Here is a 21,542-nt window from a genome sequence, read left to right as displayed (position 1 = left end):
CTTTTTCCCTCTGTCAACGCGATTGCGGCCACCTGCACGCGACGTTGCAAAAACGCCCCACTCAAAAAAATACTGTTGCACCAGCGCATGTCTGCTGGCATCGCGCTACTATGAAACGTCGGCACTTCGATAGGCGCCGCCTCACCGCACCGGTTCCCCGCCGGCTTTCCCCTGCCGCAATGTGAAGGAGATTCTCATGCCCAAGTTCACCCCTGCAATTTGCCTGTCGGCCATGCTTGCCGCCGCGATGCTGCCCGGTATCGCCAGCGCTGCCGAAGGCGGCGCCACGCGCGCCGACGCCGAAGCGATGGTCAAGAAAGGCGTGGCCTATATCAAGAGCGCCGGCGACGCCAAGGCGTATGGCGAGATCACGGCCAAGTCACCCCAATTCATCCTGCACGACCTGTACCTGGTCGTCTATAAACTCGACGGTACGGTCGCCGCGCATGGCGCCAATCCGAAAATGGTCGGCAAGAACTTGCTCGAGCTGAAGGATATCGATGGCAAGGCCTTCGTCAAGGAACGAGTCGACCTGGCCAAGAGCAAGGGGACGTTCTGGCAGGAATACAAATTCACGAACCCGGAAACCAAGAAGATCGAGCCAAAGGTGATGTACTGCGAAAAGCTGGCCGATTCCGTCGTCTGCGGCGGCATCTACCTGTAGCCGGCCGCCGCGCGGCCAGCGCCGGGATGGCACGCCGATCTCTCAACGAACTTTTCAACGCTACGGGCCTCAATGAAAATCGCACAGAAGATGTTGATCGTCCCGGTGGTCGCGCTGGCTTGCCTGCTGGCCATGGGTGCCTTGTCCTACTTCGCCATGCAGCAGAATGAGCAGCGCATGCGCGAACTGAAAGACGTCACCCTGACGGCCGAACGGCTTGCTAACCAGCAAGCTATTGCCCTGGGCCAGGTACATGCCGACGTGTATGCGAAGATCGCCATCGCGGCCAGCCTGTCCGAAGAGCAGTTCAAGCAATTCGGCGCGCAAACGGATGGCCAGTTGAACGCCATCGCGCAAGGATTGAAGGAGCTGCAGAAATTCTCGGGCGCCGCCACGGAAGCGGGCCAGGCCTTGCCCGGTGTCGAGCGCTACCGTGCCAGCGTGGCGCAGGCGCTGGATCTGGCGTCCATGGACCCGAATACGGGCGTGGCCGCGATGCAAAATGCCGCCGGACACTACCAGCAAGTGCGCGGGCAGCTGCGCCAGGTACTGCTCAACCTCGACCAGCGCACGGTTGTGGCCTTGCAGGAAACAAAAAATGCGGGCCAACGCGCCGGCTGGCTGTCGCTGGGCACCATGGCTGTTGGCTTTGCCTTGCTGGCCCTGATCGCCACATGGGTGGCGCGCTCCGTGGTCGGGCCCATCGATGACGCCTGCCGCGCCGCTGAAAGCCTGGCCGCCGGCGACCTGACCACGCGCATCGAAGCCCGGGGCGACGACGAGGTGGGCAAGCTGACCCGGGCCCTGGCCACCGTACTGAAGAACTGGAACACTTTATTGGGCGATATACGCCAGGCGGGCTCTACCATCACGGTGGAAGCCAGTGAAATCGCGCTGGGCAATGCGGACTTGTCGGCCCGTACCGAGTCGCAGGCCCATTCCTTGCAAGAAACGGCGTCGTCCATGCATGCCTTGACGGATACCGTGCGCGAAAACGCCAGCCACGCACACCAGGCCAACCAGATGGTACTGTCGACGTCGAACGTGGCGCTCGAGGGCGGGCGCGTCGTGGGCCAGGTAGTCGAGACGATGGGTTCGATCAAGGCCAGTTCCGGACGCATCGTCGACATCATCGCCGTTATCGACGGCATCGCGTTCCAGACGAATATCCTCGCCTTGAACGCGGCAGTGGAAGCGGCGCGCGCGGGCGAACAGGGGCGCGGTTTTGCCGTCGTCGCCACCGAGGTGCGTGGCCTGGCGCAGCGTTCAGCCACGGCGGCACGCGAAATCAAGCAGCTGATCGAGGATTCCGTGGCCAGGATAGAAACGGGCAGCGAGCTGGCCGACAGCGCCGGGCGCACCATGGGAGATATCGTCGCCTCCGTCCAGCAGGTGACGGAAATCATGAACGACATCACGGCGGCCAGCCAGCGCCAGAGCAAGGGCATCGAGGAAGTCAACAATGCCATCACGGAAATGGACGAATTGACCCAGCGCAATGCCGCCCTCGTCGAACAATCGGCCGCCGCCGCGCAAAGCATGCAAGACCAGGCGCATGACTTGCTGCGCGTGGTTGACGCCTTCCGCCTGGGCGATGGCGGCCCGCCGTTGCTGCCCCGTCAGTAACGTTGCGGCATGGCAGCCTTGGCGCAGGCCAGCATTTTCCTGCCCGCCTCGGCCAGCGCGGGGTCCAGGTCCGTCTGCAAGGCGCTACCCCGGCTGTTCTGATCCTCGTAACTGCCCAGCATGGCAGCATACAGCGAGGCCTGGTCCTGCTTGCGCCAGGTGGCGCTAGGCAAATTGCCGGGGGTGACAGGTATGCCGGCGCTGAAGTAGCCATACAGGCCGCCCACCTGTTTCTTGTGCAACCATTCCATCAATTGCACGATGCGGTACTGTTCCAGCAAGCTCAGTGCGTGAACATTGACGCTGGACAAGGCGTAATACAGTTCCAATCGGGCCATCCAGTTGCCTTTTTCGCCGGCCGCCACCAGCGCATCCCAGGCGGGGCCGGCGCGTACCTTGCGCACATCGCCCGGCAATGCCATCCACGCTTCAACAAAGGCCTGGTCCGGCACGGGGCCATAGTCAGCGGGCGCGCGGCAGACGAACTGGCGCGCATCGGGCCCGCCATCCTTGAGCGCGTTGCTAATCTGCCCGGCCACCTTGTCGCCGATGCCCAGCAGGCGCTTGCCATAGCTTTCCAGGGTCCAGCTCGAAGGCAAGCGTCCCAGCCAAGCCAGATCATCGTCGTTGGCGCGGGCCTGCACCGCATAAGCGGCGATCCTGGCCTGCATCGTGACTTCTTTCTGCTGCTCCGCCAGCTTGCGCGCTTCTTGCTCTTCATCATAGCGGCTTGTGGTCTTGGCCAGTTGCATGCATTGCTGGAAGGCGTCCGGCGCCCCCTGCCAACACTGGGCGGGGACCTTCAGCTGCCAGCGCATGCTGACGGTTTTCAGAATATACGTGTCTTCGCCCTCCTCGCCTTTGACATAGGCGCGGCCGTCGGCCTTCGTTACGCCTTTCGCCAGCTGCTTGCCGCCAGCCGTGCTCCACGTATACGGGTCATCGTCCTGCGGCACGCCGGGCGCGGCGTACAGGGTCAGGTAGTGGACGGCTGCCGCAGGCGTATCGGCGGCATGGCTGAGCGGCGACAGCAGGGATAAAGCCAGTAAAGTTCTTCCAGGTGTCAGTTTCAACATGCAGCAATCGTCAATGAAGTTCGGTATGGCAGGCGCAGTCGTGGCCGCTGGCCGCTTCGGACAGGTTTTGCAGGATCGCGCAGTCTTGCGACGGCTGCGGCTGGTCGCACTGGTGGCGCAGGGTCACCAATTGCTGCTGCAATATCTGCAAATTCGCCATCTGTTCGGCAATGCGCAAGATATGGTGGTCGAGCAATTCATTGACGCTTTGGCACCCTTCTGCCGGATTATTCTTGAATTCCAGCAAGGCGCGGATATCGGTCAAGCCGATCTGCAGGGAGCGGCAATGGCGGATGAATTGCAGCCGTTCCTGGTGTTCTTCGCGGTATTCGCGGTAGCCGGCGCTGTTGCGGCCCGGTTCCTGCAGCAAGCCCGCCTTTTCATAATAACGCACGGTTTCCACGTCACAATCTGTCCGTTTGGCCAGTTCTCCGATACGCATGGCATCCCCTTTCATTCTTTCGCGCAAATTGCGCTTGACCCTGTAGCGGCTACAGGGTTTCTAATGGAAGCATACACGAAACCGGAAGGACGATGCGATGCCACACGATAGCCACGATCACGACCACACCCATGCGCACGACCATGAGCACAAGCACGACCATCAGCACAAGCATGAGCACAAGCATGACCATGCGCCCAAGGCGGTCAGCTGCTGTTCCAGCCAGCATGCGTGCTCGTCCACGCCAGCCGCCCCGTCTGGCCCGGCCCTCCCCAGCACCGCCATTGCCGGCGCGAACACGGCCAAATACCGCATCGCGAACATGGATTGCCCCACGGAAGAACGGCTGATCCGCAACAAGCTAAGCAATATGGCCGGCGTCGTGGGCCTCGATTTCAACCTGATGAACCGCGTGCTCGACGTGCACCACACCCTGCCCTCGCTGGCCACGGTGGAAGCGGCCCTGCACGGCATCGGCATGCAGGCCATTCCCATGGAAGCGAACGCCACCGTCGCGCGGGATCCGAACGAAGGCAGCCTGAGCGGCCTGCAAAAAGGCTTGCTGGTCGTCTCCGGCCTCGCTGCAGCGGCCGCCGAAGCGCTGGCGTGGACCACGCATGAAGACAGTTCGCCCCTCGTCATCGCCCTGGCCCTGCTGTCGATCGCCACGGGCGGCTGGCCGACCCTGAAAAAGGGCTGGATTGCCCTGAAAACATTCACGCTGAACATCAATTTCTTGATGAGCCTGGCGGTTTTCGGCGCCGTCGCCATTGGCCAGTGGCCGGAAGCGGCCATGGTCATCTTCCTGTTCGCCATCGCCGAACTGATCGAGGGCTTGTCCCTGAACCGCGCACGCAACGCCGTGCACAGCCTGATGCAGCTGGCGCCCGATACGGCGACAGTGGCCGACGCCAGTGGCGCCTGGCAGCAAGTATCCGTCGCCACGGTGGCCATCGGTGCCTTGATGCGCGTTAAGCCGGGCGAACGCATCGCGCTCGATGGCGTGGTGGCCAGCGGCGAATCGTCCGTCAACCAGGCGCCGATCACGGGTGAAAGCATGCCCGTGGACAAGGCCGTGGGTGACGTCGTGTATGCGGGCACCATCAATGAACGGGGCTTGCTCGACGTCACCGTGACGGCCAACAGCGGCAACAGCACCCTGGCGAAAATCGTCAAGGTGATCGAGGAAACCCAGGGCAAACAGGCGCCCACGCAGCGCTTTGTCGACAATTTCGCCCGTTACTACACGCCGGCCGTCGTCGTCTTCGCCATCCTCGTGGCCGTGCTGCCGCCACTGCTGCTGGGCCAGCCATTCATGGCCTGGGTGTATAAAGCGCTGGTGATGCTGGTGATCGCCTGCCCTTGCGCGCTCGTCATTTCCACGCCAGTGACCGTCGTCAGCGGCCTGACGGCGGCCGCGCGGCGCGGCATTCTGGTCAAAGGCGGGCAATTCCTGGAAACGGGCTACCGGATCAAGGCCATCGCCGTCGACAAGACAGGTACCTTGACCATGGGCAAACCAGCGGTCACGGACGTGGTGGCGCTCGATGGCGGCAGCCGCGACACCATCCTGCTGCTGGCTGCCAGCCTTGATGCGAACTCGGCCCACCCCCTGGCTGCCGCCATCGTCAAGGCCGGCCCGCCCGCCAGCAGCCACTTGCCCGTGACCCAGTTTGCCGCCCTGCATGGACGCGGCGTGCAAGGCACGATCAATGGCCAGACGTATTACCTGGGCAATGCGCGTCTGATGACGGAATTGAAGATACTGACTCCGGCACTGCAAGCCATTTTGGTCGGGCTGGAACAGCAGGCATACACAGCCATGGTGCTGGCCACCTCAGCCGGTGCGCTGGGCGTGATCGCCGTGGCCGACGTGCTGCGCCCGACTGCGGCGTCCGCCATCGCCAAGTTGGATGCGCTGGGCGTCACCACCGTGATGCTGACGGGAGACAATGCGCTGACGGCGCAGCGCATCGGCGCCGAAGTCGGTGTCAGCCTGGTCAAGGCGGAGTTGCTGCCGGAAAACAAACTCGATGAAATCAAGGCCTTGCAGCAGCAGTTCGGCGTGGTCGCCATGCTCGGTGATGGCGTCAACGACGCTCCGGCCCTGGCGCAGGCCGACATCGGCTTTGCCATGGGCGCGGCCGGCAGCGACACGGCCATCGAAACGGCGGACGTGGCCCTGATGGATGATGAACTGGGCAAATTGCCTGAATTTATCAGCCTGAGCCAGCGCACACGCAGCATCCTCGTGCAAAACATCAGCTTTGCCATCGGCATCAAGGCCGTCTTCTTCGGCCTGGCCCTGGCCAGCATGGCGACCTTGTGGATGGCCGTGTTCGCCGACGTGGGCGCCAGTCTGCTCGTGGTGGCGAACGGCCTGCGCTTGCTGCGCAAGAGCCAGCAAGCATAGTCCCTAACAGAAATATTTCCATCTGGACAATTGCTGTAAAAAACGCTACTTTGGCGCTTGATCTCCACCGCCGCCAAAGTAGCCGATGACCTTCCTGCCCCGCCTGACCCTGCTGTCTACCTTGCTTGCCAACACCTGCCTGCATGCCGAACCCCTGGTTTTCACGCCCTGCTCCGATACGGCCGCTCCCGGCAGCCTGTGCTCGGGCTTGAACGTGCCCGGCAGCTACGATGCCCAGGGTCGTGCCATCGGCGACGCGGATGCCATGCACGTCTTCGTGCGCAAATTTGCTGCCGATGTGCCTGCCGGCAAGCCGGCCAAAGGCACTCTGTGGCTGGTGGCGGGCGGTCCCGGCGAATCGGGCGCCGCGTTCTACAGCTTGCTGCCCACCTTGCGCCGCAGCTTTCTCGGCTTTGAATTCCTGATTCCCGACCACCGGGGCACGGGCCATTCTTCGCGCCTGTGCAAGGTGGAGGAATCCGAACAAAGTCCCGGCGGCCGCGCCCTGGCCGGGGCCGAATGGGGCAGCTGTTTTGCCGGCATCAACCTCGTGCCGGAATACGCGGGCCAGTTTTCCATCACCATGGCGGCGCGCGACTTGAAAGCCCTGATCGAAGGCGAACAGGGCAAGAAGAAGCCGCCCGTGTATATATACAGTGTGTCGTATGGCACGCAGCTGGTCTTGCGCACCTTGCAGCTGGGGCCGCTGCCCGTCCAGGGCGTCATCCTCGACTCCTTGGTGCCGCCGCAAACGGATGCGCGCTGGGACTTGAGCCAGCGCTCGCACGTGGTCAACACGGTCGGCATGCAGGTACTGGCCCGCTGCGATGCGGATGCGGCTTGTCACGCGGCATTGGGCGAGCCGGCTGCCACCTTGTACCGCCGCGTGCTGGACAAGGCGCAAGCGGACCCGGCCCTGCTGGCGACCATTCCCGGCAAGAACCTGAAAAACTTCCTTGGCGGCATGCTTGACGTGCCTGCCGCGCGCGCACGCATCCCGTATCTGCTGCAAGACCTGGACCGGGGCGGCGAAGCGGAACTGGCGTCCGTGCGCGCCACGTTGGCGGACGCGGCGGCCAGCCTGGGCAGCTATCCCCAGTCGCCGCTGTCGATTCCGCTGGTCAATATCATCAGCAATTCGGAAAACAATCTGCAGCCGTCGTTGCGGCCCGGCTGGACGGCCGCGGACATCGCCCGAGACGAGGCGGATTTGCTGTTTACCAGTCCCCTGCCCCGCATCCTGCTGGGCGGCGGCTTGCCCACCTACCCGCGCGACGCCTATTTCGGTGTCTTGCCGGAGAAAATGCCGACAACTTTGGTACTGCAGGGAACGCTGGACCCGAAGACGCCATACGCGGGCGCGCAGGCGCAAGTGCGGGCTTTGACACTGAGCAAGGCTGGCAAGGTGGCCCTGTCCACCGTGCAGAACGCCCCGCATTTCATTTTATGGACGGCGCCCGCCTGCTTTGAACAGGCCAGCACCCGTTTTATTGCCGGCAAACCGGCGCAGGATTGCACCCTGTAATACCCAAAACGATATAAAAGAGGACGATATGCGCATCACGAGCCTGGCATTGCTGCTGTTATCTTGTTGCGGCGTGGCGCAAGCGGCACCGCCCGCCTCCCCGTCCATCTGCGCCTCGCCCGCACAGTCCATCCGCGAACAAGGCTATGTGCCCATCAATGGCATCGAACAATGGATCACGGTCACAGGCGCCGCCTGCGGCAATCCCGTGATCCTGTTCATTCATGGCGGCCCCGGCAATGCGTTGAGTCCGTATGCGGACGCCATCTACGCCGGCTGGGAACGCCACTACACCCTGGTGCAATGGGACCAGCGCGGCGCCGGCATGACGTATGCGAAACAGCAACCGGCGGAAGATGTGCCCTTGACGGTGGAACAGATGCGTGACGACGGCATCGCCGTGGCCCGCCATATTGAACAGCATCTGGGCCAGCAGAAAGTCATTTTGATGGGCAGTTCCTGGGGATCGATACTGGGCGTGCACATGGCCAAGGCGCGCCCCGACCTGTTCCATGTGTATATCGGCACGGCGCAGGTGGTCAATGCGCGGGACAATGAAACGGGCATGTACCGGGAAGTGATGGCGCTGGCGCAAGCGGCTGGCGATACCACCACGGTGGACAAGCTGACGGCGCTCGGTGCGCCGCCGTGGCGCGATCCGCGCAACTTCGGCATCTTGCGCCGCTTCGACCGCAAATATGAAGGATTGGCAACGGATCCGCCGCCGAAACACTGGTGGCAGCCGGCGCCGTTCTATGCCACGCCGCAAGCCCTGGCGGCGGCCGAGGCCGCCGATGACTATTCCTACATCCAGTTTATCGGCCTGCGCGGCGACGGCATGTTCGCCAAGGTCAACCTGCCCGCGCTGGGCACGCGCTTTGACTTGCCCGTGTTTTTCATCATGGGCGAAGCGGACTTGCTGACCTCGCCCGCCATCGCGCGTACCTACTTCGACAGCATCACGGCGCCGGCCAAGGATTTTACCTTGGTGAAACGCGCCGGACACGACCCCAACCAGGCCGTGCTCAACGCCCAATGGACGGTCTTGCGCGACAAGGTGGCGCCGCTGCTGCAGTAAGCAAGCCTTCAGTGGCGTGCGCGGCGATGCAGTTCCGCCTGCTGCGCGGCGTGCAGCGCCTGGATGAATGCGGCATCCCCCCCGGCACAGGTGCTGGCCGTGCAGCCGCCCAGGTCCTCGGCAATGCGAAAACCTTCGCCCAGGCTGCTGGCATTGCCGCGGCCGCCATGCCCGCGCGCTGCGCTGCGCAGTACCTGGCGCGAGGACGAATAGCTGCCGCCCCGCGTGATGAAATAGTCACCTTCCGCCTCGCAACCGCTGCGCCAGGCCGCCCCGTCGACGGGCGCACCCCGGTAGTCGGGATGCTGGCAATCGGCCACCCATTCCGCCACGTTGCCCATCATGTCGTGCAAGCCGTAGCCGTTGGGCGCATACATGCCCACGACGGCCGTGTACTCGGTGCCGTCATCGCAATCGGTGACCAGCATATCGAGGCCGTGATCGCGCTGCGCAGCCGCCTTGAAACGCCGGTCCTTCATGTTGGCGTACTTGCATAATTGTTCAGGCGCATCTCCGGACGAGTATTTCGTGCGGGTGCCGGCGCGCGCCGCGTATTCCCATTCCGCCTCGCTGGGCAGGCGGAATGGGCGCCCCGTTTCCCGCGCCAGCCATTGCACATAGGCCGCGGCATCGTCCCAGCTCACGCACATGACGGGGTGATAGTCCGTTGGCGCATGCGCAGGGGCGTCCCAGCCCGACGCCTTGAGCGCGATGCCGTCAGTGCGGTCGAATTCCCAGCATTCGCCAGCCGCCCGATAGCCGCTGGCGGCAACGAATTGCCGGAACTGCGCCACCGTCGTCTCGTATTTTGCAAGTCGGAATGCGGCCACGCGCACCTCGTGGGGCGGCCCCTCGGCCGGATTATGGCTGCCGTCACCGATACGCGGCTCCGTGCTGCCCATGGTAAACACGCCGGCGGGAATACTGGCCATGGGCGGGAGGAAGGGGGCGGCAGCTGCCTGGGCGCTGCAAAAGATGGCGCAGGCAACGATAAGTATGCTGTGCTTCATGTGGCTCCTGTAATCGGTGGGTGAGAACACAGATTGACAGCCGGGCCAGCGGATGGCCGCACGCATGCGACGAATCGACAATGGGGCCGATGAATGGCAAGCCATGTTCTGGTCAATCAGGCAACGGGCCGCTACACTATGCCCATGATCAGAAAAACGACTTTGCTACAGGGCTGGCGTTCACTTTGGGAACTGCGCCCCCGGCACGATGTGTCCACCCTGACCCGCCTGCTGGTCGTTTCCCTGATCGGTGTCGCCCTGGCATTGGTCCTGATGACCATCGTCGCCATCTTCGGCCGGGTCGACCGGCCGCTCTGGTGGTGGGCATCACTGCTGCCGAACATCGGCATCTGCCTGTGCATCGTGCATACCCTGTTTGGCGTGCTGCGCCTGGCCGGGCGCTGCCTGCCGGCGCCGCTGGTCGAGCGCATGTCGAACGTGCGCGACCTGCGCGCCGGCATGGTGCTGGGCGCGCTGTCCCTGGCGGCCATCATCCTGGGCATGAGCATCGGCTTTACCATCGTGCCAATACTGGTCGGTTTCAAGCTGTGGGGCATGTTCGTCTCGCTGCCCGCCGCGCTGACCAAGTTTGCCGTGTTCATCCTGTTTGTGATGGCGGCTAACTGGGCCTGGTGGCATTCGCGCCTGCGCCAGCAGCAGCTGCAAAGCGAGGTGACGGATGCGCGCCTGCGCTTGCTGCAGGGACAGATCGAGTCGCACCTGTTGTTCAATACCTTGGCCAACATCCAGAGCCTGATGGACTACGACCCGCCGCGCGCGAAACGCATGCTGGAAACGTTTTCCGGCTACCTGCGCGCCAGCCTGTCGCAGCTGCGCCAGGGCGACAGCACGCTGGAAGCGGAACTCGACATGGCGAGCCAGTATCTGTGCTTGATGCAGATCCGCATGGAGGAGCGCCTGCGTTTCCGCATCGACGCCAGCGCGCAAGCGCGCCTGGCCAGCCTGCCCACGCTGATGCTGCAGCCGCTGGTCGAGAACGCCGTCCAGCACGGACTGGCGCCCAAGCTGGACGGCGGCAGCGTCGTCGTGCATGCCGAGGTACGCGCGGGCCGCCTGGAAATCCGCGTGCTTGACGATGGCGTGGGCTTGACGGCCCCAGGCAAGCCACCGCGTCCGGGCAGCGGCATGGCGCTGGCCAATCTGCGCTCGCGCCTGCAGGCTCAGTTCGGCGCCGCCGCCAGGCTGAGCCTGCGTGAGCGCGAGAGCGGGCCTGGCGTCGAAGCCGTGCTGGAGCTGCCGTACCTGGGTGCCGGCTCCACAGTGCCGGCGGTCGCATGACGCGCGCCCTGATCGCGGACGATGAACCGCACCTGGCGCTCTACCTGCGCGACCAGCTGCTGGCCCTGTGGCCGGACTTGCAGATCATCCACATGGCGCGCAACGGCGTCGAGGCCGCTACCTGCATCGCCGAGCTGGAACCCGATATCGCCTTTCTCGATATCCAGATGCCGGGACTGACCGGGCTGGAGGTAGCACAAGGTATCGAAGGCCCAACCCGCGTGGTATTCGTCACCGCCTACGACGAATTTGCCCTGCAAGCCTTCGACCACGCGGCGCTCGATTACGTATTGAAACCCGTCACCACCGAACGGCTGGCTCGCACCGTGGCGCGCCTGCGTGCGACGCCGGTCTTGCCCCACGCCGGTGCGGCCATGGCGCAGACGCTGCGGCAACTGACGGCCGCACCCGGCCAGGCCCGCCCCCGGCTGCGCTACATACTTGCGTCCCGTGGCGAGCGCACGCACCACCTCGACGTGGCAAAGGTGCGCTTTTTCCATGCCGACGACAAGTACACGGTTGTCGCCAGCGTGGATGGTGAATTCCTGATCCGCACGCCCATCACGGAACTGGCGGCCCAGCTTGATCCTGAGCTATTCTGGCAAGTCCACCGCTCCACCCTGGTCAACCTGGCCTGGCTGGAAGGCACGCGCCGCGACGACGCCAGCCGTCTGTTCCTGCGCATGCGCGACCACGCTGGCGAGCTGCCCGTGAGCCGCGCCTTCGTCCACCTGTTCCGGGCCATGTAGCTTCGGCCACCAAGTAGCGCTGACGTCGCCGGAGGTCGTCCTGGCGTCGATCCGGCAAGTCTTGCCATCAGGCAACTACGGGGCCGAGGAGCGAAAATGCAATTGGCCCACCGTTTGCGCGGCGAGCCAGTATCCAGTTCAATATTGTCGGGGCGAAGGCCCCGTCCATCAAACCGCCCGGCGCGCCCGCAGGTGCAGGTGGCGGATGGTGGCAGCAGCCGCCATCAGGATGGCCGAAGCCGTGGCCAGCACGACAATAAATGCCTTGTCGAAGGCCGAGCGGGCCAGGTCCGACACTTGCAGGCCCAGTTCGGCCGGCAATTGCTCGGCGGCCAGCAACGCTGCATCAAGCGTGTCATGCGCATTCGGCAACAGGCCCGCGCTTTCCGGTATCACCAGGGTGGCGCTGTAGACGGCCGACAAGATGGTGCCCAGCACCGTCACGCCGATCACGGCGCCCAGCTCATACGACACTTCCTCAATCGACGCGGCCATGCCCGCTTGCTGGGGAGCCACGTTCAGCATCACGGCGCTGGACGCGGCCGTCATGACGGCGCCCAGGCCCAGACCCAGGATTACCAGGCTGGCCACTTGCGCCGAAACGGCGGCGTCATGCAGCACCAGATACGACGCCATACCGATACCGGACAGCAGCAGCGAACCCCACAGTACCTTGGCCTTGTCGGCGCGAGGCAGCATGAAACCCGTCAACGGCCCGGCAAACACGGATGCCAGCGGCAGCGGCAACAGCAGCAGACCCGCTTCCAGCGGCGACAGTTCCCGCACCAGCTGCATGTGCTGGCTCAGCGCCAGTTCCATGCCGATCAGCGCGGCGGACGCCACCATGGCGGCGGCCACGGCGCTGGAAAACGGCAGTTCGCGGAACAGGGCGAAATCGATCAGCGGCTTGGCTTGCCGCTTCTGGCGACGCACGAATTTGAGCATGAAGAAGGCGCCCACGGCGAAAGCAAGGGCAGCCAGCGCATACGACGGCTGCGACTTGCCCAGCTCCTTGATCGCATACACGCCACCAAGCAGGCCCATCATGATTTGCAGCGAGCCCACCAGATCCCACGGTTTGTCGCGGTTACCGGCCCGTTTCGGCAGGACGACAGCGGCAAGCACCAGGGTCAGCAGCACGATGGGCACGTTGATGAGGAACACGGAACCCCACCAGAAATGCTCCATCAGGAAACCGCCGAGCACGGGACCGAACGCGGCACCACCCGAGGCAATCGCCGCCCATACGCCGATGGCAAACGAGCGCTCGCGGTTGTCCGTAAAGGTCAGGCGGATGATGGACAAGGTGGCCGGCATCATCAGCGCAGCGCCGATGGCCAGCAGGATGCGCGAAAAAATCAACAGTTCGGGCGCGGGCGAAAACGCGGCGCACAGCGATGCGATGCCGAACACGGCCAGGCCGGCAAGGAAAACGGGTTTGTGGCTCAGACGGTCACCGAGGGTGCCGAAGCCGGGCAACAGACCGGAGACGACCAGCGCGTAGACGTTGATGATCCACAGTTTTTGCGAGGAGGAGGCCTGCAAGTCGCGCGTCAGCGCGGGCAAGGCTGTGTAGAGCACGGTCATGTCGACCACGATGAGGAACAAGGCGCTGGAGACGATGGTCAGCGTCAGCCATTTTTTCATTGGATGCATAAACAACTCATGGATTTAGTGTAACTTTTAACAACTATCGGTATGGATAAAGCGGGTGCTGCGCAAATATTTACGTTCCAGGCTGCCACGGGCCTGGGCTTGTCGGGGGCGGCGGGCGTCAGCCACGGTCGCCATCCTTGTCATCCACAGCAGCCGTTATTGCCGGTACGTCGAGTTCGCGCAGCATGACGACGGACACTTGCTTGAAACCACGGCCCTGGAAGAATTTTTGCGCCGTCAGGTTGTGCGCGCCGCATTCGAGGAACAGACGGGCGATGCCGTGGCTGTGCAGCTCGCTTGCCACCCATTCCACCAGCTGGCTGCCGATGCCGCTGCTGCGCACGGAGGGCAGCAAGACCAGGTCATCGAGCGCGGCGAACGATTTCGAGGCGCGCTGGCGCGTGTCGATGGAGACCAACGCCATGCCGACGATGGCCTCGCCTGACGTGGCGACGGCCAGCAGGGTCGAATCGCCATGCGCCCAGTCGTGCGACAGGGCGGCGTGGATTTCGCCGCGTATGACCTCAGGCAAGTCCGCGCGCCAATTGCCGGGCGCATCGGCGCGTTCGCCCTGCAGTTCCGAATGGGAGATATAGTCGGCGCTGACGTTGTCGAGGTAGAGCTTGCACAAGGTGTCTTCGGCGGTGGCGTCGTGGCACCAGCTGAAGCTGATGGCGGGTGAATTGGCTTGAGCGTTTTTCATGGCGGATCTCGTGTTGTTGAAAATCTAAAGACATTTTATGTCGCCCCTGAATGGCATTCAAGTTAAAATCCATCTGTAAAACAGATAGGTGGATGCCATGCAATGGACTTTGGAACAAATGCGCTACTTTGAAGCGGCCGTCGCGGCCGGTTCTTTCTCGGGCGCGGCGCGCCGGCTGGGCCGCGCGCAATCGGTGGTCAGTACCTCGATCGGACTGCTGGAAGCGGAATTCGGCGTGGAACTGTTCGACCGCTCGCGCCGCAGCGCCGTGCTGACGGAAGCGGGCAAGGTGATGCACCTGGAAGCATGCGAACTGCTGCGCCAGGCCGAGCGATTGCAGCTGCGCGCCCAACTGCTAAGCGCCGCTCCCGAAGCCCAGCTGACCCTGGCCCTGGACGAAGCCCTGCCCTACCTGGCCATCGGCACCCTGGTCAAGGAACTGGCGGCGCGCTACCCGGCCCTGGAACTCGTGATGCTCAACGCCACGGCGTCGGAAGTGGCGCAATACGTGGAACAGCAGCAAGCCGACGTGGCCTTCCACTTCGACCGCGGCCCGATCTCCCCCGTCCTGGAACAGCAGCACATCGGCAGCGTGGCGCAAGGCGTGTTCGTGGCAAAAGGCCACGCCATGGCCCACGGCCAGGAAGTGAGCCGCAACGAGCTGACCCGCTACCGCCAGCTGATCATGGATTCCGAGCTCAACCGCGAACACGCGTTCAGCCCCGCCGTCTGGTTTTCCGACAGCTTCTACAGTATTGCCGAGATGGTCGCGGACGGGCTAGGCTGGGCGATTCTCCCCTTGAACATCGCCAATTACGACAATTACAAGGGCTATCTGCAGGAAGTGCCCTGCCCTGCGCTGGCCTTGTCGCGGCTGCCCGTGCGGCGGCTGTCGATCCATGGGAAAAAGCTGAGCGAGACGAGTTTGTGGTTGACGGACAGGTTGGCGGAGTTGCTGGCGGATGGGCCGCGGGGGTGAATGTATGTAAGTCAATGTGGAAACGCTTGGGTTTTTAACGCTCAATAGAAGCCAGCTCCTGATAGCTGATCCGGTACGACAAGGAACCTGAGTTAAAGGCCGAGGTATGACACAATGATTTGAACTTGAATGATTGAAAACGGCCATATTAAATGACCAGGAAAAAATGACTATTAACACCAAACTGAAAAAACTCGAAGATAAAGCCATGGCCAAAGGCGAGTATGCGGTCGCCGCAGCCGCAGCCCATCTGTTACAAGATATAGTCTGCGTGGACAAGCAGATTAACCTGGTTGGGGCGATGCACGAAGTTGGCTACCTGCAAAATTCGTTTTCTCCATACCGGAAAGAATTCAGAGCTGATGAATCGGCATGGATAGAACGCTGTTTAAGCAGACTTGTCACTGCTGACCATGACTATTGGGCGCTTGCATCGCTTCTGGGCTGCAATGGTCCAACGACCGTCAGCATCGCCATTGGCCTGGGTTTCAAATCCGCCGCAACAAGGCTCTACGAACGTTTTGACAAACCCAAGGTCCATGTCAATACTTTATATTTGACAGCCAATGGAAAAGTGCTGCATCCAGTACTGGAAATCGGCTATGACACAGCTGAAATGAAAAATGTCGACGTGGGAAGAGCGCGGGCGCTTAGTTTGGAAAATGCACAATGGCAACTAGGTGATTGTTTGGGCGTAGGTGCACTGTCACTTTCCATGCAGGCCAAACTTCCGCATGGCGCATGGAGGTCGGTATGGACGGCTTTTGAAACATGGGATGCATAATGACATGATGAAATGCAAGACATTCAATGCATGGCTGGAAATGGCGCAAGATGATGAAGTGCTCATTGATCCCGACGATATCAATCACGAAGCGATAAACAATATGTGGAGCTTTTCGCCCACGGACGAGGAAACGCCGCAGATCCATGCGGCCGATATCGTCGAGTTCATTGGTGAGGTGATCGCGGCGCGCCGCAGCGCAGTCAAAGGCGAGGACATGCTGTTCTATTGCTGGCACGATGCGCAATGCCGGCAGTTGCGCTTCAGCCTGGTGTCGCGCTCGCATGGGCGGTTGCCGTTTCGCTGCGAGTTGCACGAAACGCAGGATCTGGCGCTGATCGCCGACCGCGTGGTGAACGGGGACTGGCGCAACGAACATTATATGCAAGCCCCGTCGGAGCAAGGCGATGAGCACCAGCAAGCTCCGTTCGTCCTGCCCGTGTTTGTCGTGCCTGTGCCCCAGGAATCAGCACGCCAGGAAGCGCGCGGGCCGGCAAGCCTCCAGGGCTGACCTTGGCTGGCCAGTGACGATTTCCTCGCTGGCAAGCTGGCCCACGATGGCCGCCAGCACGACGCCTGGATGCATGGCGCACACGTACGCGCCTCCCACCTGCGGCAAATAGCCGATGATGGGCACGCCGTCAAAGGGCATGGGGCGCAGGCCGATGCAGGCGAATGCCGGCGCGATGGACTCGGCGCCCGCAAGTTCGTTGCGGATCGCGCTGGCCGTGCGCTGCGCCATGGCGGCGGGCTGGTTGTCCGGCGCGTCGTCCACATAGTCTTCCGCCGCCAGCATGGTGCCATCCTCGGCCTGCCGCACTTCCATTGCATGACTGGAAATAATGCCGCGCACCAAGCCGGGCGGCGCCTGGTAGCGCATGAAAATGGCGGGCGAGGCGTGGATGGGCAGACTGGCGCCCAGCATCTCTGCCAGTGCGGCAGTCGCTGTGCCTGCCGCCAGCACGACCACGTCCGCTTCGATGAGGCCAGCGGCCGTTTCCACGCCAGTCACCTTCGCACTCTGGACGGCAAAACCCAGCACGGGCGTGTGCGTGCGGATGGTCGCACCTAACGCCCTGGCCGCTGCCAGCATGGCGTGTGTGGCGGCAACGGCGTCGACCGCGCCCTGCCCCGGTTCGTACAGCGCCTGTTCCGGCGGCTGCCGCAGATGCGGTTCAAGCTGGACGATGCGCGAGCGGTCCAGCAATATGGATACGGGCGACACCCGCCCATCCTGCGTGCCGTATGACAAGGCGCCATGCCAGCGCACTTTCAATCCGGGCACCTGCGTTTCCAGCTGGCGCCAGGCCGCGATGGCGCCACCGCGCAGGGCCGCAATGGGGTCTGGCCCGGCGCAGGACGTGTTAATCCACGCAAACGAGGTGCCCGTCACGCCGGACGCGATGCCAGCCGCCTCGACAACGGTGACTTTTTCACCCTTGCTGGCCAGGTGGTAGGCGAGCGACGCGCCGACGATGCCGGCGCCGATGACGATAATGTGCTGGGGCTTTTCACGATTCATATCTAGCAATTTTGTTTATTTATCACAGGGCAGAGTCTACCCCAGCCGTCCGCAAATCCAGCGCATAGGCATGGCCATCGACAACGGTGCCTTCCACGATGGCAATATCGGGCACGGCCGTTCCCTGCACGAAACCGCAGCGTTCCAGCACGCGAATCGAGGCCGCATTGCCATCGATGGCATAGGCGCACAGGCTGGCCAGCCGCCATTCGTCTTGCGCCAGCGTGATCAGGTAGCGCAGCGCGGCCGTGGCCAGGCCCTTGCCCGCCTGATGCTCCCCGATGCGGTAGCCGACTTCGGCCGTTCGGGCCTGCTTGTCGATATCCTTGAGGTTGGCGCGGCCGATCAGCTCGCCGCGCTCGTCGACGATGACGCAGGGGTGCATGCGCCCCTGTGCGTGCTCGTCCAGGAATTGCGCGAGGTGCGCCTGGACGCCTTCGATGCTGTAAAAAGCGTCCGGACGCCGGTCGATATGGCGCTCGAACCAGGCCCGGTTGGCGAGTTCGAAGGCCAGCAAGGACGCGGCGTCATCAAGGCGCAGGGTGCGTATCGTGTGTGTACTCATGGGGACTCCTGCAAAGGCATGAGTCTAGTGAAGCGCCACGCGGCCCGTCAATCTTGATTCCACGAATCAATATACAGATACAATCGCCGCCATGAAAAACGACTTATCCGCCCTCGACGCGGCGCACCTGCTGGGCGTCAGCCTGCCCACCCTGTATTCCTACGTGAGCCGGGGCTTGCTGGCTTCCGTCAGCAATGGAGATTCGCGCCGCAAGCGCTATCCGCAGGAAGACGTGCTGCGCCTGGCGGCCCGCAAGAATGACGCCAAGCGCGGCGGTCAGACAGCCGTGGCCGCCATGCACTGGGGCTTGCCCGTGCTGGAAACAAAGATTTCCCACATTCTCGATGGCCGGCTGTTGTACCGTGGCTGCGATGCGACGACATTGGCCGAGTCCGCGACGCTGGAAGCGGCCGCCAGCCTGCTGTGGGACGACGGTGCGGGCGACTATTTCCAGCAAGATGCGCCGACCCTGCCACAGGGGCTGGCCAGCGCGCCGGGTGCGACGCCGCTGGCGCGCGCCATGCTGGCCATGGCCATGCTGTCGTCCCTGCCTGCGCCTGCGGACTTGCTGCAGTCCGGCCCCGCCTTGATGCGCATCCTGGCCGCCGCCTTGCTCCAGACGGCGCCGTCCGCCTTGCCGCTGCACCGGCAGCTGGCCCAGGCGTGGCAGGCCGACACGGACCAGACTGAATTGCTACGCGCCGCCCTCGTGCTGCTGGCCGACCATGAATTGAATGCGTCCACCTTTGCCGTGCGCTGCGTCGCCTCGACGGGTGCCAGTTTGCCCGCCGCGCTGGGCGCCGGGCTGGCGGCCTTGTCCGGAGACAGGCACGGCGGCGGCAGCGCGGCGGCCAGGTGCATGTTGATGCAGGCGCTGGCCGCGCCGGACGCCAGGGACGCCATCGGCGCCTTTTACAAGACCATCGCGCCGGAATTCGCCGGCTTTGGCCACCCGCTGTATCCGCAAGGCGACCCGCGCGCCGCGTATCTGCTGGACCGTTTGGTAGCGCTGTCGCACGAGCACCCGCGACTGCACGCCATCCTGTCCGTCTGTGCCATGGCGGGTGAGTTGCTCGATGCGAAGCCAAATGCCGACCTGGCGCTGGCCGCCATGGAGCTGGCGTTCGGCTGGCCCGAGAGCGCAGGCGTGAGCGTGTTTGCGCTGGCCCGCTCGGCCGGCTGGATCGCGCATGCCAACGAGCAAGCCGCCAGCGCGGCCCTGATACGCCCCCGCGCCCGCTACATCGGGTGCCACCAGCGCGACTGACAATATCCACTTGATTTATTACGCATACGTAGTAGTATACTTCGCATGCGTACCAATACCTCCCCTACTCCAGACGGTCCCGATACCGTAGCCTGCCCGCTGGGCGAGCGTTCGCCGCGGCTGTTCAATCTGCTCAATCTGGCGCGCCAGAACCTGTTTCGCTCGGCCGATGCCGTCTTCACCAGTGAACTGGGATTTTCCGGCACACAAGTGGTCGCCCTGTTTGCCCTGAAGGGCGAGGAAGGCTGTCAATTGAAGGATCTCGGGCGGGCGCTGCAGCTGAAAAATTCGGCCGTCACGGGGCTGGTGGCGCGCATGGAGGAAAACGGCCTGATCGTGCGCGGCCAGTCGGCGCTCGATGCGCGCGCCGGCACCTTGCACATGTCGCCCAAGGGCGGTGAGGTGCTGGCCGCCGCCCTGCCCCTGCTCGACAGCCTGAATGAACAACTGAAGCAAGGTTTCAGCGAGGAAGAACTGGCCGTCGTCGCCCGCTTCCTGCTGCACGCCTCGCGCCTGCGTTTTGCGCAGGACGTCTGACGCATCCCCACATCACCACCACAGGAGTTACCCATGCACCCGAACGACATGACCGGCTTGCAACTGATGCAAGCTTTCGCGCAAGGCCTGTTTCCCCGGCCCGGCATTTCCAAGACCATGCCCATGGATGCGCATACTGTCGAGCATGGCCGTGTCATTTTCACGGCGACGGCAAATGAAACGCACACCAATCCCATGGGCGGCGTGCACGGCGGTTTCGCGGCCACCGTGCTCGACACCGTCACGGGTTGCGCCACTCACACGGTCTTGCCGGCCGGCGAAAGCTACGGCACGACGGACCTGAACATCAAGATGTGCCGTCCCCTGCCCTTCAACGTGACGGTCTACGCCGAAGGCAAAGTCATCAATGCGGGACGCAACCTGGTCATTTCCGAAGGCACGATCCGCGACGAAGCCGGCAAAGTGTACGCGCACGCGACGGCCACCTGCATGATCATCCGCCCCCGGGAACAAGCGGCCGCATGATACGGCCCGGCACCATCGAGGAAGCCTGGCACGTGCTGCAGGCGATACCCGAGTTCGACCAGCGGCACAGCCTGGGGCAGCTGCAGGAGCGGCTGCCCGCCGGCGCCCTGATCCTGATCGCGGAAGCGGACGGCCAGCCCGTCGGATGCAAGCTGGGGTATGCGGCCGAGGACGATTCTTTCTACAGTTGGCTCGGCGGCGTGCTGCCCGCGCACCGCAAGGCTGGGTTGGCGCAACGCCTGCTGGAATTTCAGGAGCGCCGGGCTGCGGAGGGCGGCTTTTCGGCCATCACGGTGAAATCGATGAACCGCTATCCCGCCATGCTGCGCTTGCTGATCCGCAATGGATACCAGATCCGGCTGGTGGAGCACTTTGGCGACACGGCCAGGGAGCGCATTCATTTCATCAAGCCGCTGCCTTGAAATACCTCACAAAGCTGTATCCATATCTCTTACTTGCCAAAGAAGTAACAATGCCATACACTAAACCATGCTGTGTCCCTGAATCGACAGCATGAGATGCTATAACGCAGGCGCCCATGTTAACTCGTCGTTTTGCAATGTAGAACACGTTGGGTCTAAAAAAATGAAACTACCCGTTCAGCTTGAAAAACTGCATCAAGTCGCTGATGCCGCCGCAATTCAGTTTGAAACTTCCGCCGATATGGTCTTCGAGCCTTGTGGCCTTATCCTGGAAACGCCTCAAATGGAACAGCAATACTGGTGCACCCCTGCTAACGTCGTTACCTTTGCAAGCACAGGCGGGGACGGTGTCCATTACAGTTATCTCAAAGACTTTGTATCCGCTAACGGAGCTTTGCCGATCATAATGACTCTGCCAAGCGCGGACGAAAATAACCTAGTAATCGCCGAGTCCTTTGAGGAATTCTTTAATTTGGGCTACTACGTCGGCTGGTACTCCTTGGAGCAGTTGGTATATCAAGAGGAAGAGGCAATCGGTTACTTTACAGAACCCGACGAAGAACACCATGACGATGCGGAGTCTCGTCTCGAATACATGCGGGAGGCTTTGCAGATGCGTCCTGTTCCGCCGCAGATGGCGCGGCTCGCCAAGCTCCGCGAGCAATATTTCGATCTTCTGCTGATCGCGGAGTTGCCGGAGTAAGCGCAGCCAGTCATTCAGCCGACGCGCTGGCGCGCG

At 62.9% G+C, this 21,542-nt stretch carries 22 protein-coding genes; 15 read left to right on the top strand and 7 right to left on the bottom strand.

What is annotated here, in order from left to right:
* Window positions 1–196: 196 nt before the first annotated feature.
* Both OPV09_RS15585 and OPV09_RS15580 read left to right on the top strand, forming a co-directional pair.
* On the top strand, window positions 197–664 hold the full coding sequence (locus OPV09_RS15585) for a cache domain-containing protein (protein ID WP_338678703.1): 468 nt from the start codon (window positions 197–199) through the stop codon (window positions 662–664).
* Window positions 665–736: 72 nt separating this feature from the next.
* On the top strand, window positions 737–2,290 hold the full coding sequence (locus OPV09_RS15580; protein WP_254798405.1) for a methyl-accepting chemotaxis protein: 1,554 nt from the start codon (window positions 737–739) through the stop codon (window positions 2,288–2,290).
* On the opposite strand, the gene OPV09_RS15575 is transcribed toward OPV09_RS15580, so the two are convergent.
* Complete coding sequence (locus OPV09_RS15575) at window positions 2,284–3,366, bottom strand: hypothetical protein (protein ID WP_338678702.1); 1,083 nt, start codon at window positions 3,364–3,366, stop codon at window positions 2,284–2,286. The genes OPV09_RS15580 and OPV09_RS15575 overlap by 7 nt on opposite strands.
* A 10-nt stretch (window positions 3,367–3,376) precedes the next feature.
* Window positions 3,377–3,808: a Cd(II)/Pb(II)-responsive transcriptional regulator gene (cadR, locus tag OPV09_RS15570; protein ID WP_034748257.1), complete on the bottom strand. Its 432-nt coding sequence runs from the start codon at window positions 3,806–3,808 to the stop codon at window positions 3,377–3,379.
* A 97-nt stretch (window positions 3,809–3,905) separates the two neighbouring features.
* Here cadR and OPV09_RS15565 point away from each other — a divergent pair, with 97 nt between their 5' ends.
* The 3 genes from OPV09_RS15565 (at window position 3,906) to OPV09_RS15555 (ending at window position 8,824) form a co-directional block, all read left to right on the top strand.
* Window positions 3,906–6,221 (top strand): heavy metal translocating P-type ATPase, encoded by a 2,316-nt coding sequence (locus tag OPV09_RS15565; RefSeq protein ID WP_338678701.1) that lies wholly within the window; start codon window positions 3,906–3,908, stop codon window positions 6,219–6,221.
* Window positions 6,222–6,306: 85 nt separating this feature from the next.
* Window positions 6,307–7,746 (top strand): alpha/beta fold hydrolase, encoded by a 1,440-nt coding sequence (locus OPV09_RS15560; RefSeq protein ID WP_338678700.1) that lies wholly within the window; start codon window positions 6,307–6,309, stop codon window positions 7,744–7,746.
* A 28-nt stretch (window positions 7,747–7,774) separates the two neighbouring features.
* Window positions 7,775–8,824, top strand: a complete 1,050-nt coding sequence (locus tag OPV09_RS15555) for an alpha/beta hydrolase (RefSeq protein ID WP_338678699.1) — start codon at window positions 7,775–7,777, stop codon at window positions 8,822–8,824.
* Between the two features lie 8 nt (window positions 8,825–8,832).
* On the opposite strand, the gene OPV09_RS15550 is transcribed toward OPV09_RS15555, so the two are convergent.
* On the bottom strand, window positions 8,833–9,834 hold the full coding sequence (locus OPV09_RS15550; protein WP_219329073.1) for a formylglycine-generating enzyme family protein: 1,002 nt from the start codon (window positions 9,832–9,834) through the stop codon (window positions 8,833–8,835).
* A gap of 210 nt (window positions 9,835–10,044) precedes the next feature.
* Between OPV09_RS15550 and OPV09_RS15545 the strand changes: the two genes are divergently transcribed.
* Both OPV09_RS15545 and OPV09_RS15540 read left to right on the top strand, forming a co-directional pair.
* The gene (locus OPV09_RS15545; RefSeq protein ID WP_219329074.1) at window positions 10,045–11,133 is read left to right on the top strand and encodes a sensor histidine kinase; all 1,089 of its coding nucleotides are present in this window, start codon (window positions 10,045–10,047) and stop codon (window positions 11,131–11,133) included.
* Complete coding sequence (locus OPV09_RS15540; protein ID WP_219329075.1) at window positions 11,130–11,882, top strand: LytR/AlgR family response regulator transcription factor; 753 nt, start codon at window positions 11,130–11,132, stop codon at window positions 11,880–11,882. The genes OPV09_RS15545 and OPV09_RS15540 overlap by 4 nt, the downstream gene beginning before the upstream one ends.
* A 168-nt stretch (window positions 11,883–12,050) precedes the next feature.
* On the opposite strand, the gene OPV09_RS15535 is transcribed toward OPV09_RS15540, so the two are convergent.
* On the bottom strand, window positions 12,051–13,529 hold the full coding sequence (locus OPV09_RS15535) for an MFS transporter (protein ID WP_425324054.1): 1,479 nt from the start codon (window positions 13,527–13,529) through the stop codon (window positions 12,051–12,053).
* A 127-nt stretch (window positions 13,530–13,656) separates the two neighbouring features.
* The gene (locus OPV09_RS15530; RefSeq protein ID WP_338678697.1) at window positions 13,657–14,241 is read right to left on the bottom strand and encodes a GNAT family N-acetyltransferase; all 585 of its coding nucleotides are present in this window, start codon (window positions 14,239–14,241) and stop codon (window positions 13,657–13,659) included.
* 97 nt (window positions 14,242–14,338) lie between these two features.
* Between OPV09_RS15530 and OPV09_RS15525 the strand changes: the two genes are divergently transcribed.
* The 3 genes from OPV09_RS15525 (at window position 14,339) to OPV09_RS15515 (ending at window position 16,515) form a co-directional block, all read left to right on the top strand.
* The gene (locus tag OPV09_RS15525) at window positions 14,339–15,220 is read left to right on the top strand and encodes a LysR family transcriptional regulator (protein WP_034748268.1); all 882 of its coding nucleotides are present in this window, start codon (window positions 14,339–14,341) and stop codon (window positions 15,218–15,220) included.
* 166 nt (window positions 15,221–15,386) lie between these two features.
* Window positions 15,387–16,004: a hypothetical protein gene (locus OPV09_RS15520; protein ID WP_338678696.1), complete on the top strand. Its 618-nt coding sequence runs from the start codon at window positions 15,387–15,389 to the stop codon at window positions 16,002–16,004.
* Window positions 16,005–16,008: 4 nt separating this feature from the next.
* The gene (locus OPV09_RS15515) at window positions 16,009–16,515 is read left to right on the top strand and encodes a hypothetical protein (RefSeq protein ID WP_338678695.1); all 507 of its coding nucleotides are present in this window, start codon (window positions 16,009–16,011) and stop codon (window positions 16,513–16,515) included.
* On the opposite strand, the gene OPV09_RS15510 is transcribed toward OPV09_RS15515, so the two are convergent.
* Both OPV09_RS15510 and OPV09_RS15505 read right to left on the bottom strand, forming a co-directional pair.
* A complete protein-coding gene (locus tag OPV09_RS15510; protein ID WP_338678694.1) occupies window positions 16,471–17,526 on the bottom strand; it encodes an FAD-binding oxidoreductase in 1,056 nt (351 codons plus the stop codon). The two genes, OPV09_RS15515 and OPV09_RS15510, sit on opposite strands and share 45 nt — an antisense overlap.
* Window positions 17,527–17,548: 22 nt before the next feature.
* Entirely contained in the window at window positions 17,549–18,091 is a 543-nt protein-coding gene (locus OPV09_RS15505) for a GNAT family N-acetyltransferase (protein WP_338678693.1), read from the bottom strand.
* Window positions 18,092–18,182: 91 nt separating this feature from the next.
* Between OPV09_RS15505 and OPV09_RS15500 the strand changes: the two genes are divergently transcribed.
* The 5 genes from OPV09_RS15500 to OPV09_RS15480 all read left to right on the top strand — a co-directional run bounded on the left by OPV09_RS15500 (window position 18,183) and on the right by OPV09_RS15480 (window position 21,506).
* Complete coding sequence (locus OPV09_RS15500) at window positions 18,183–19,358, top strand: citrate synthase family protein (protein ID WP_338678692.1); 1,176 nt, start codon at window positions 18,183–18,185, stop codon at window positions 19,356–19,358.
* Window positions 19,359–19,403: 45 nt separating this feature from the next.
* Window positions 19,404–19,895, top strand: coding sequence for a MarR family winged helix-turn-helix transcriptional regulator (locus OPV09_RS15495; protein ID WP_338678691.1), 492 nt, complete (start codon window positions 19,404–19,406; stop codon window positions 19,893–19,895).
* Between the two features lie 33 nt (window positions 19,896–19,928).
* Window positions 19,929–20,381, top strand: coding sequence for a PaaI family thioesterase (locus OPV09_RS15490; RefSeq protein WP_034748275.1), 453 nt, complete (start codon window positions 19,929–19,931; stop codon window positions 20,379–20,381).
* Window positions 20,378–20,803, top strand: coding sequence for a GNAT family N-acetyltransferase (locus OPV09_RS15485; protein ID WP_331776626.1), 426 nt, complete (start codon window positions 20,378–20,380; stop codon window positions 20,801–20,803). Before OPV09_RS15490 ends, OPV09_RS15485 begins: the two co-directional genes overlap by 4 nt.
* A 163-nt stretch (window positions 20,804–20,966) precedes the next feature.
* A complete protein-coding gene (locus tag OPV09_RS15480; RefSeq protein ID WP_338678690.1) occupies window positions 20,967–21,506 on the top strand; it encodes a hypothetical protein in 540 nt (179 codons plus the stop codon).
* The last annotated feature ends 36 nt before the right edge of the window (window positions 21,507–21,542 follow it).

Source organism: Janthinobacterium sp. TB1-E2 (assembly GCF_036885605.1).
GTDB lineage: Bacteria > Pseudomonadota > Gammaproteobacteria > Burkholderiales > Burkholderiaceae_D > Janthinobacterium > Janthinobacterium aestuarii.
The sequence above is the reverse complement of the archived record's forward strand: the minus strand, read 5'-3'. Positions and strand labels throughout refer to the sequence as shown.

Excerpts from the sequence above, each read along its gene's own strand:
- OPV09_RS15560 (WP_338678700.1), top strand. The coding sequence starts at position 6,307 with ATGACCTTCCTGCCCCGCCTGACCCTGCTGTCTACCTTGCTTGCCAAC.
- OPV09_RS15520 (WP_338678696.1), top strand. The coding sequence starts at position 15,387 with ATGACTATTAACACCAAACTGAAAAAACTCGAAGATAAAGCCATGGCC.
- OPV09_RS15510 (WP_338678694.1), bottom strand. The coding sequence starts at position 17,526 with ATGAATCGTGAAAAGCCCCAGCACATTATCGTCATCGGCGCCGGCATC.
- OPV09_RS15495 (WP_338678691.1), top strand. The coding sequence starts at position 19,404 with ATGCGTACCAATACCTCCCCTACTCCAGACGGTCCCGATACCGTAGCC.
- OPV09_RS15540 (WP_219329075.1), top strand. The coding sequence starts at position 11,130 with ATGACGCGCGCCCTGATCGCGGACGATGAACCGCACCTGGCGCTCTAC.
- OPV09_RS15515 (WP_338678695.1), top strand. The coding sequence starts at position 16,009 with ATGATGAAATGCAAGACATTCAATGCATGGCTGGAAATGGCGCAAGAT.
- OPV09_RS15480 (WP_338678690.1), top strand. The coding sequence starts at position 20,967 with ATGAAACTACCCGTTCAGCTTGAAAAACTGCATCAAGTCGCTGATGCC.
- OPV09_RS15550 (WP_219329073.1), bottom strand. The coding sequence starts at position 9,834 with ATGAAGCACAGCATACTTATCGTTGCCTGCGCCATCTTTTGCAGCGCC.
- cadR (WP_034748257.1), bottom strand. The coding sequence starts at position 3,808 with ATGCGTATCGGAGAACTGGCCAAACGGACAGATTGTGACGTGGAAACC.
- OPV09_RS15490 (WP_034748275.1), top strand. The coding sequence starts at position 19,929 with ATGCACCCGAACGACATGACCGGCTTGCAACTGATGCAAGCTTTCGCG.
- OPV09_RS15555 (WP_338678699.1), top strand. The coding sequence starts at position 7,775 with ATGCGCATCACGAGCCTGGCATTGCTGCTGTTATCTTGTTGCGGCGTG.
- OPV09_RS15585 (WP_338678703.1), top strand. The coding sequence starts at position 197 with ATGCCCAAGTTCACCCCTGCAATTTGCCTGTCGGCCATGCTTGCCGCC.
- OPV09_RS15505 (WP_338678693.1), bottom strand. The coding sequence starts at position 18,091 with ATGAGTACACACACGATACGCACCCTGCGCCTTGATGACGCCGCGTCC.
- OPV09_RS15580 (WP_254798405.1), top strand. The coding sequence starts at position 737 with ATGAAAATCGCACAGAAGATGTTGATCGTCCCGGTGGTCGCGCTGGCT.
- OPV09_RS15500 (WP_338678692.1), top strand. The coding sequence starts at position 18,183 with ATGAAAAACGACTTATCCGCCCTCGACGCGGCGCACCTGCTGGGCGTC.
- OPV09_RS15525 (WP_034748268.1), top strand. The coding sequence starts at position 14,339 with ATGCAATGGACTTTGGAACAAATGCGCTACTTTGAAGCGGCCGTCGCG.
- OPV09_RS15530 (WP_338678697.1), bottom strand. The coding sequence starts at position 14,241 with ATGAAAAACGCTCAAGCCAATTCACCCGCCATCAGCTTCAGCTGGTGC.
- OPV09_RS15575 (WP_338678702.1), bottom strand. The coding sequence starts at position 3,366 with ATGTTGAAACTGACACCTGGAAGAACTTTACTGGCTTTATCCCTGCTG.
- OPV09_RS15485 (WP_331776626.1), top strand. The coding sequence starts at position 20,378 with ATGATACGGCCCGGCACCATCGAGGAAGCCTGGCACGTGCTGCAGGCG.
- OPV09_RS15535 (WP_425324054.1), bottom strand. The coding sequence starts at position 13,529 with ATGAAAAAATGGCTGACGCTGACCATCGTCTCCAGCGCCTTGTTCCTC.
- OPV09_RS15565 (WP_338678701.1), top strand. The coding sequence starts at position 3,906 with ATGCCACACGATAGCCACGATCACGACCACACCCATGCGCACGACCAT.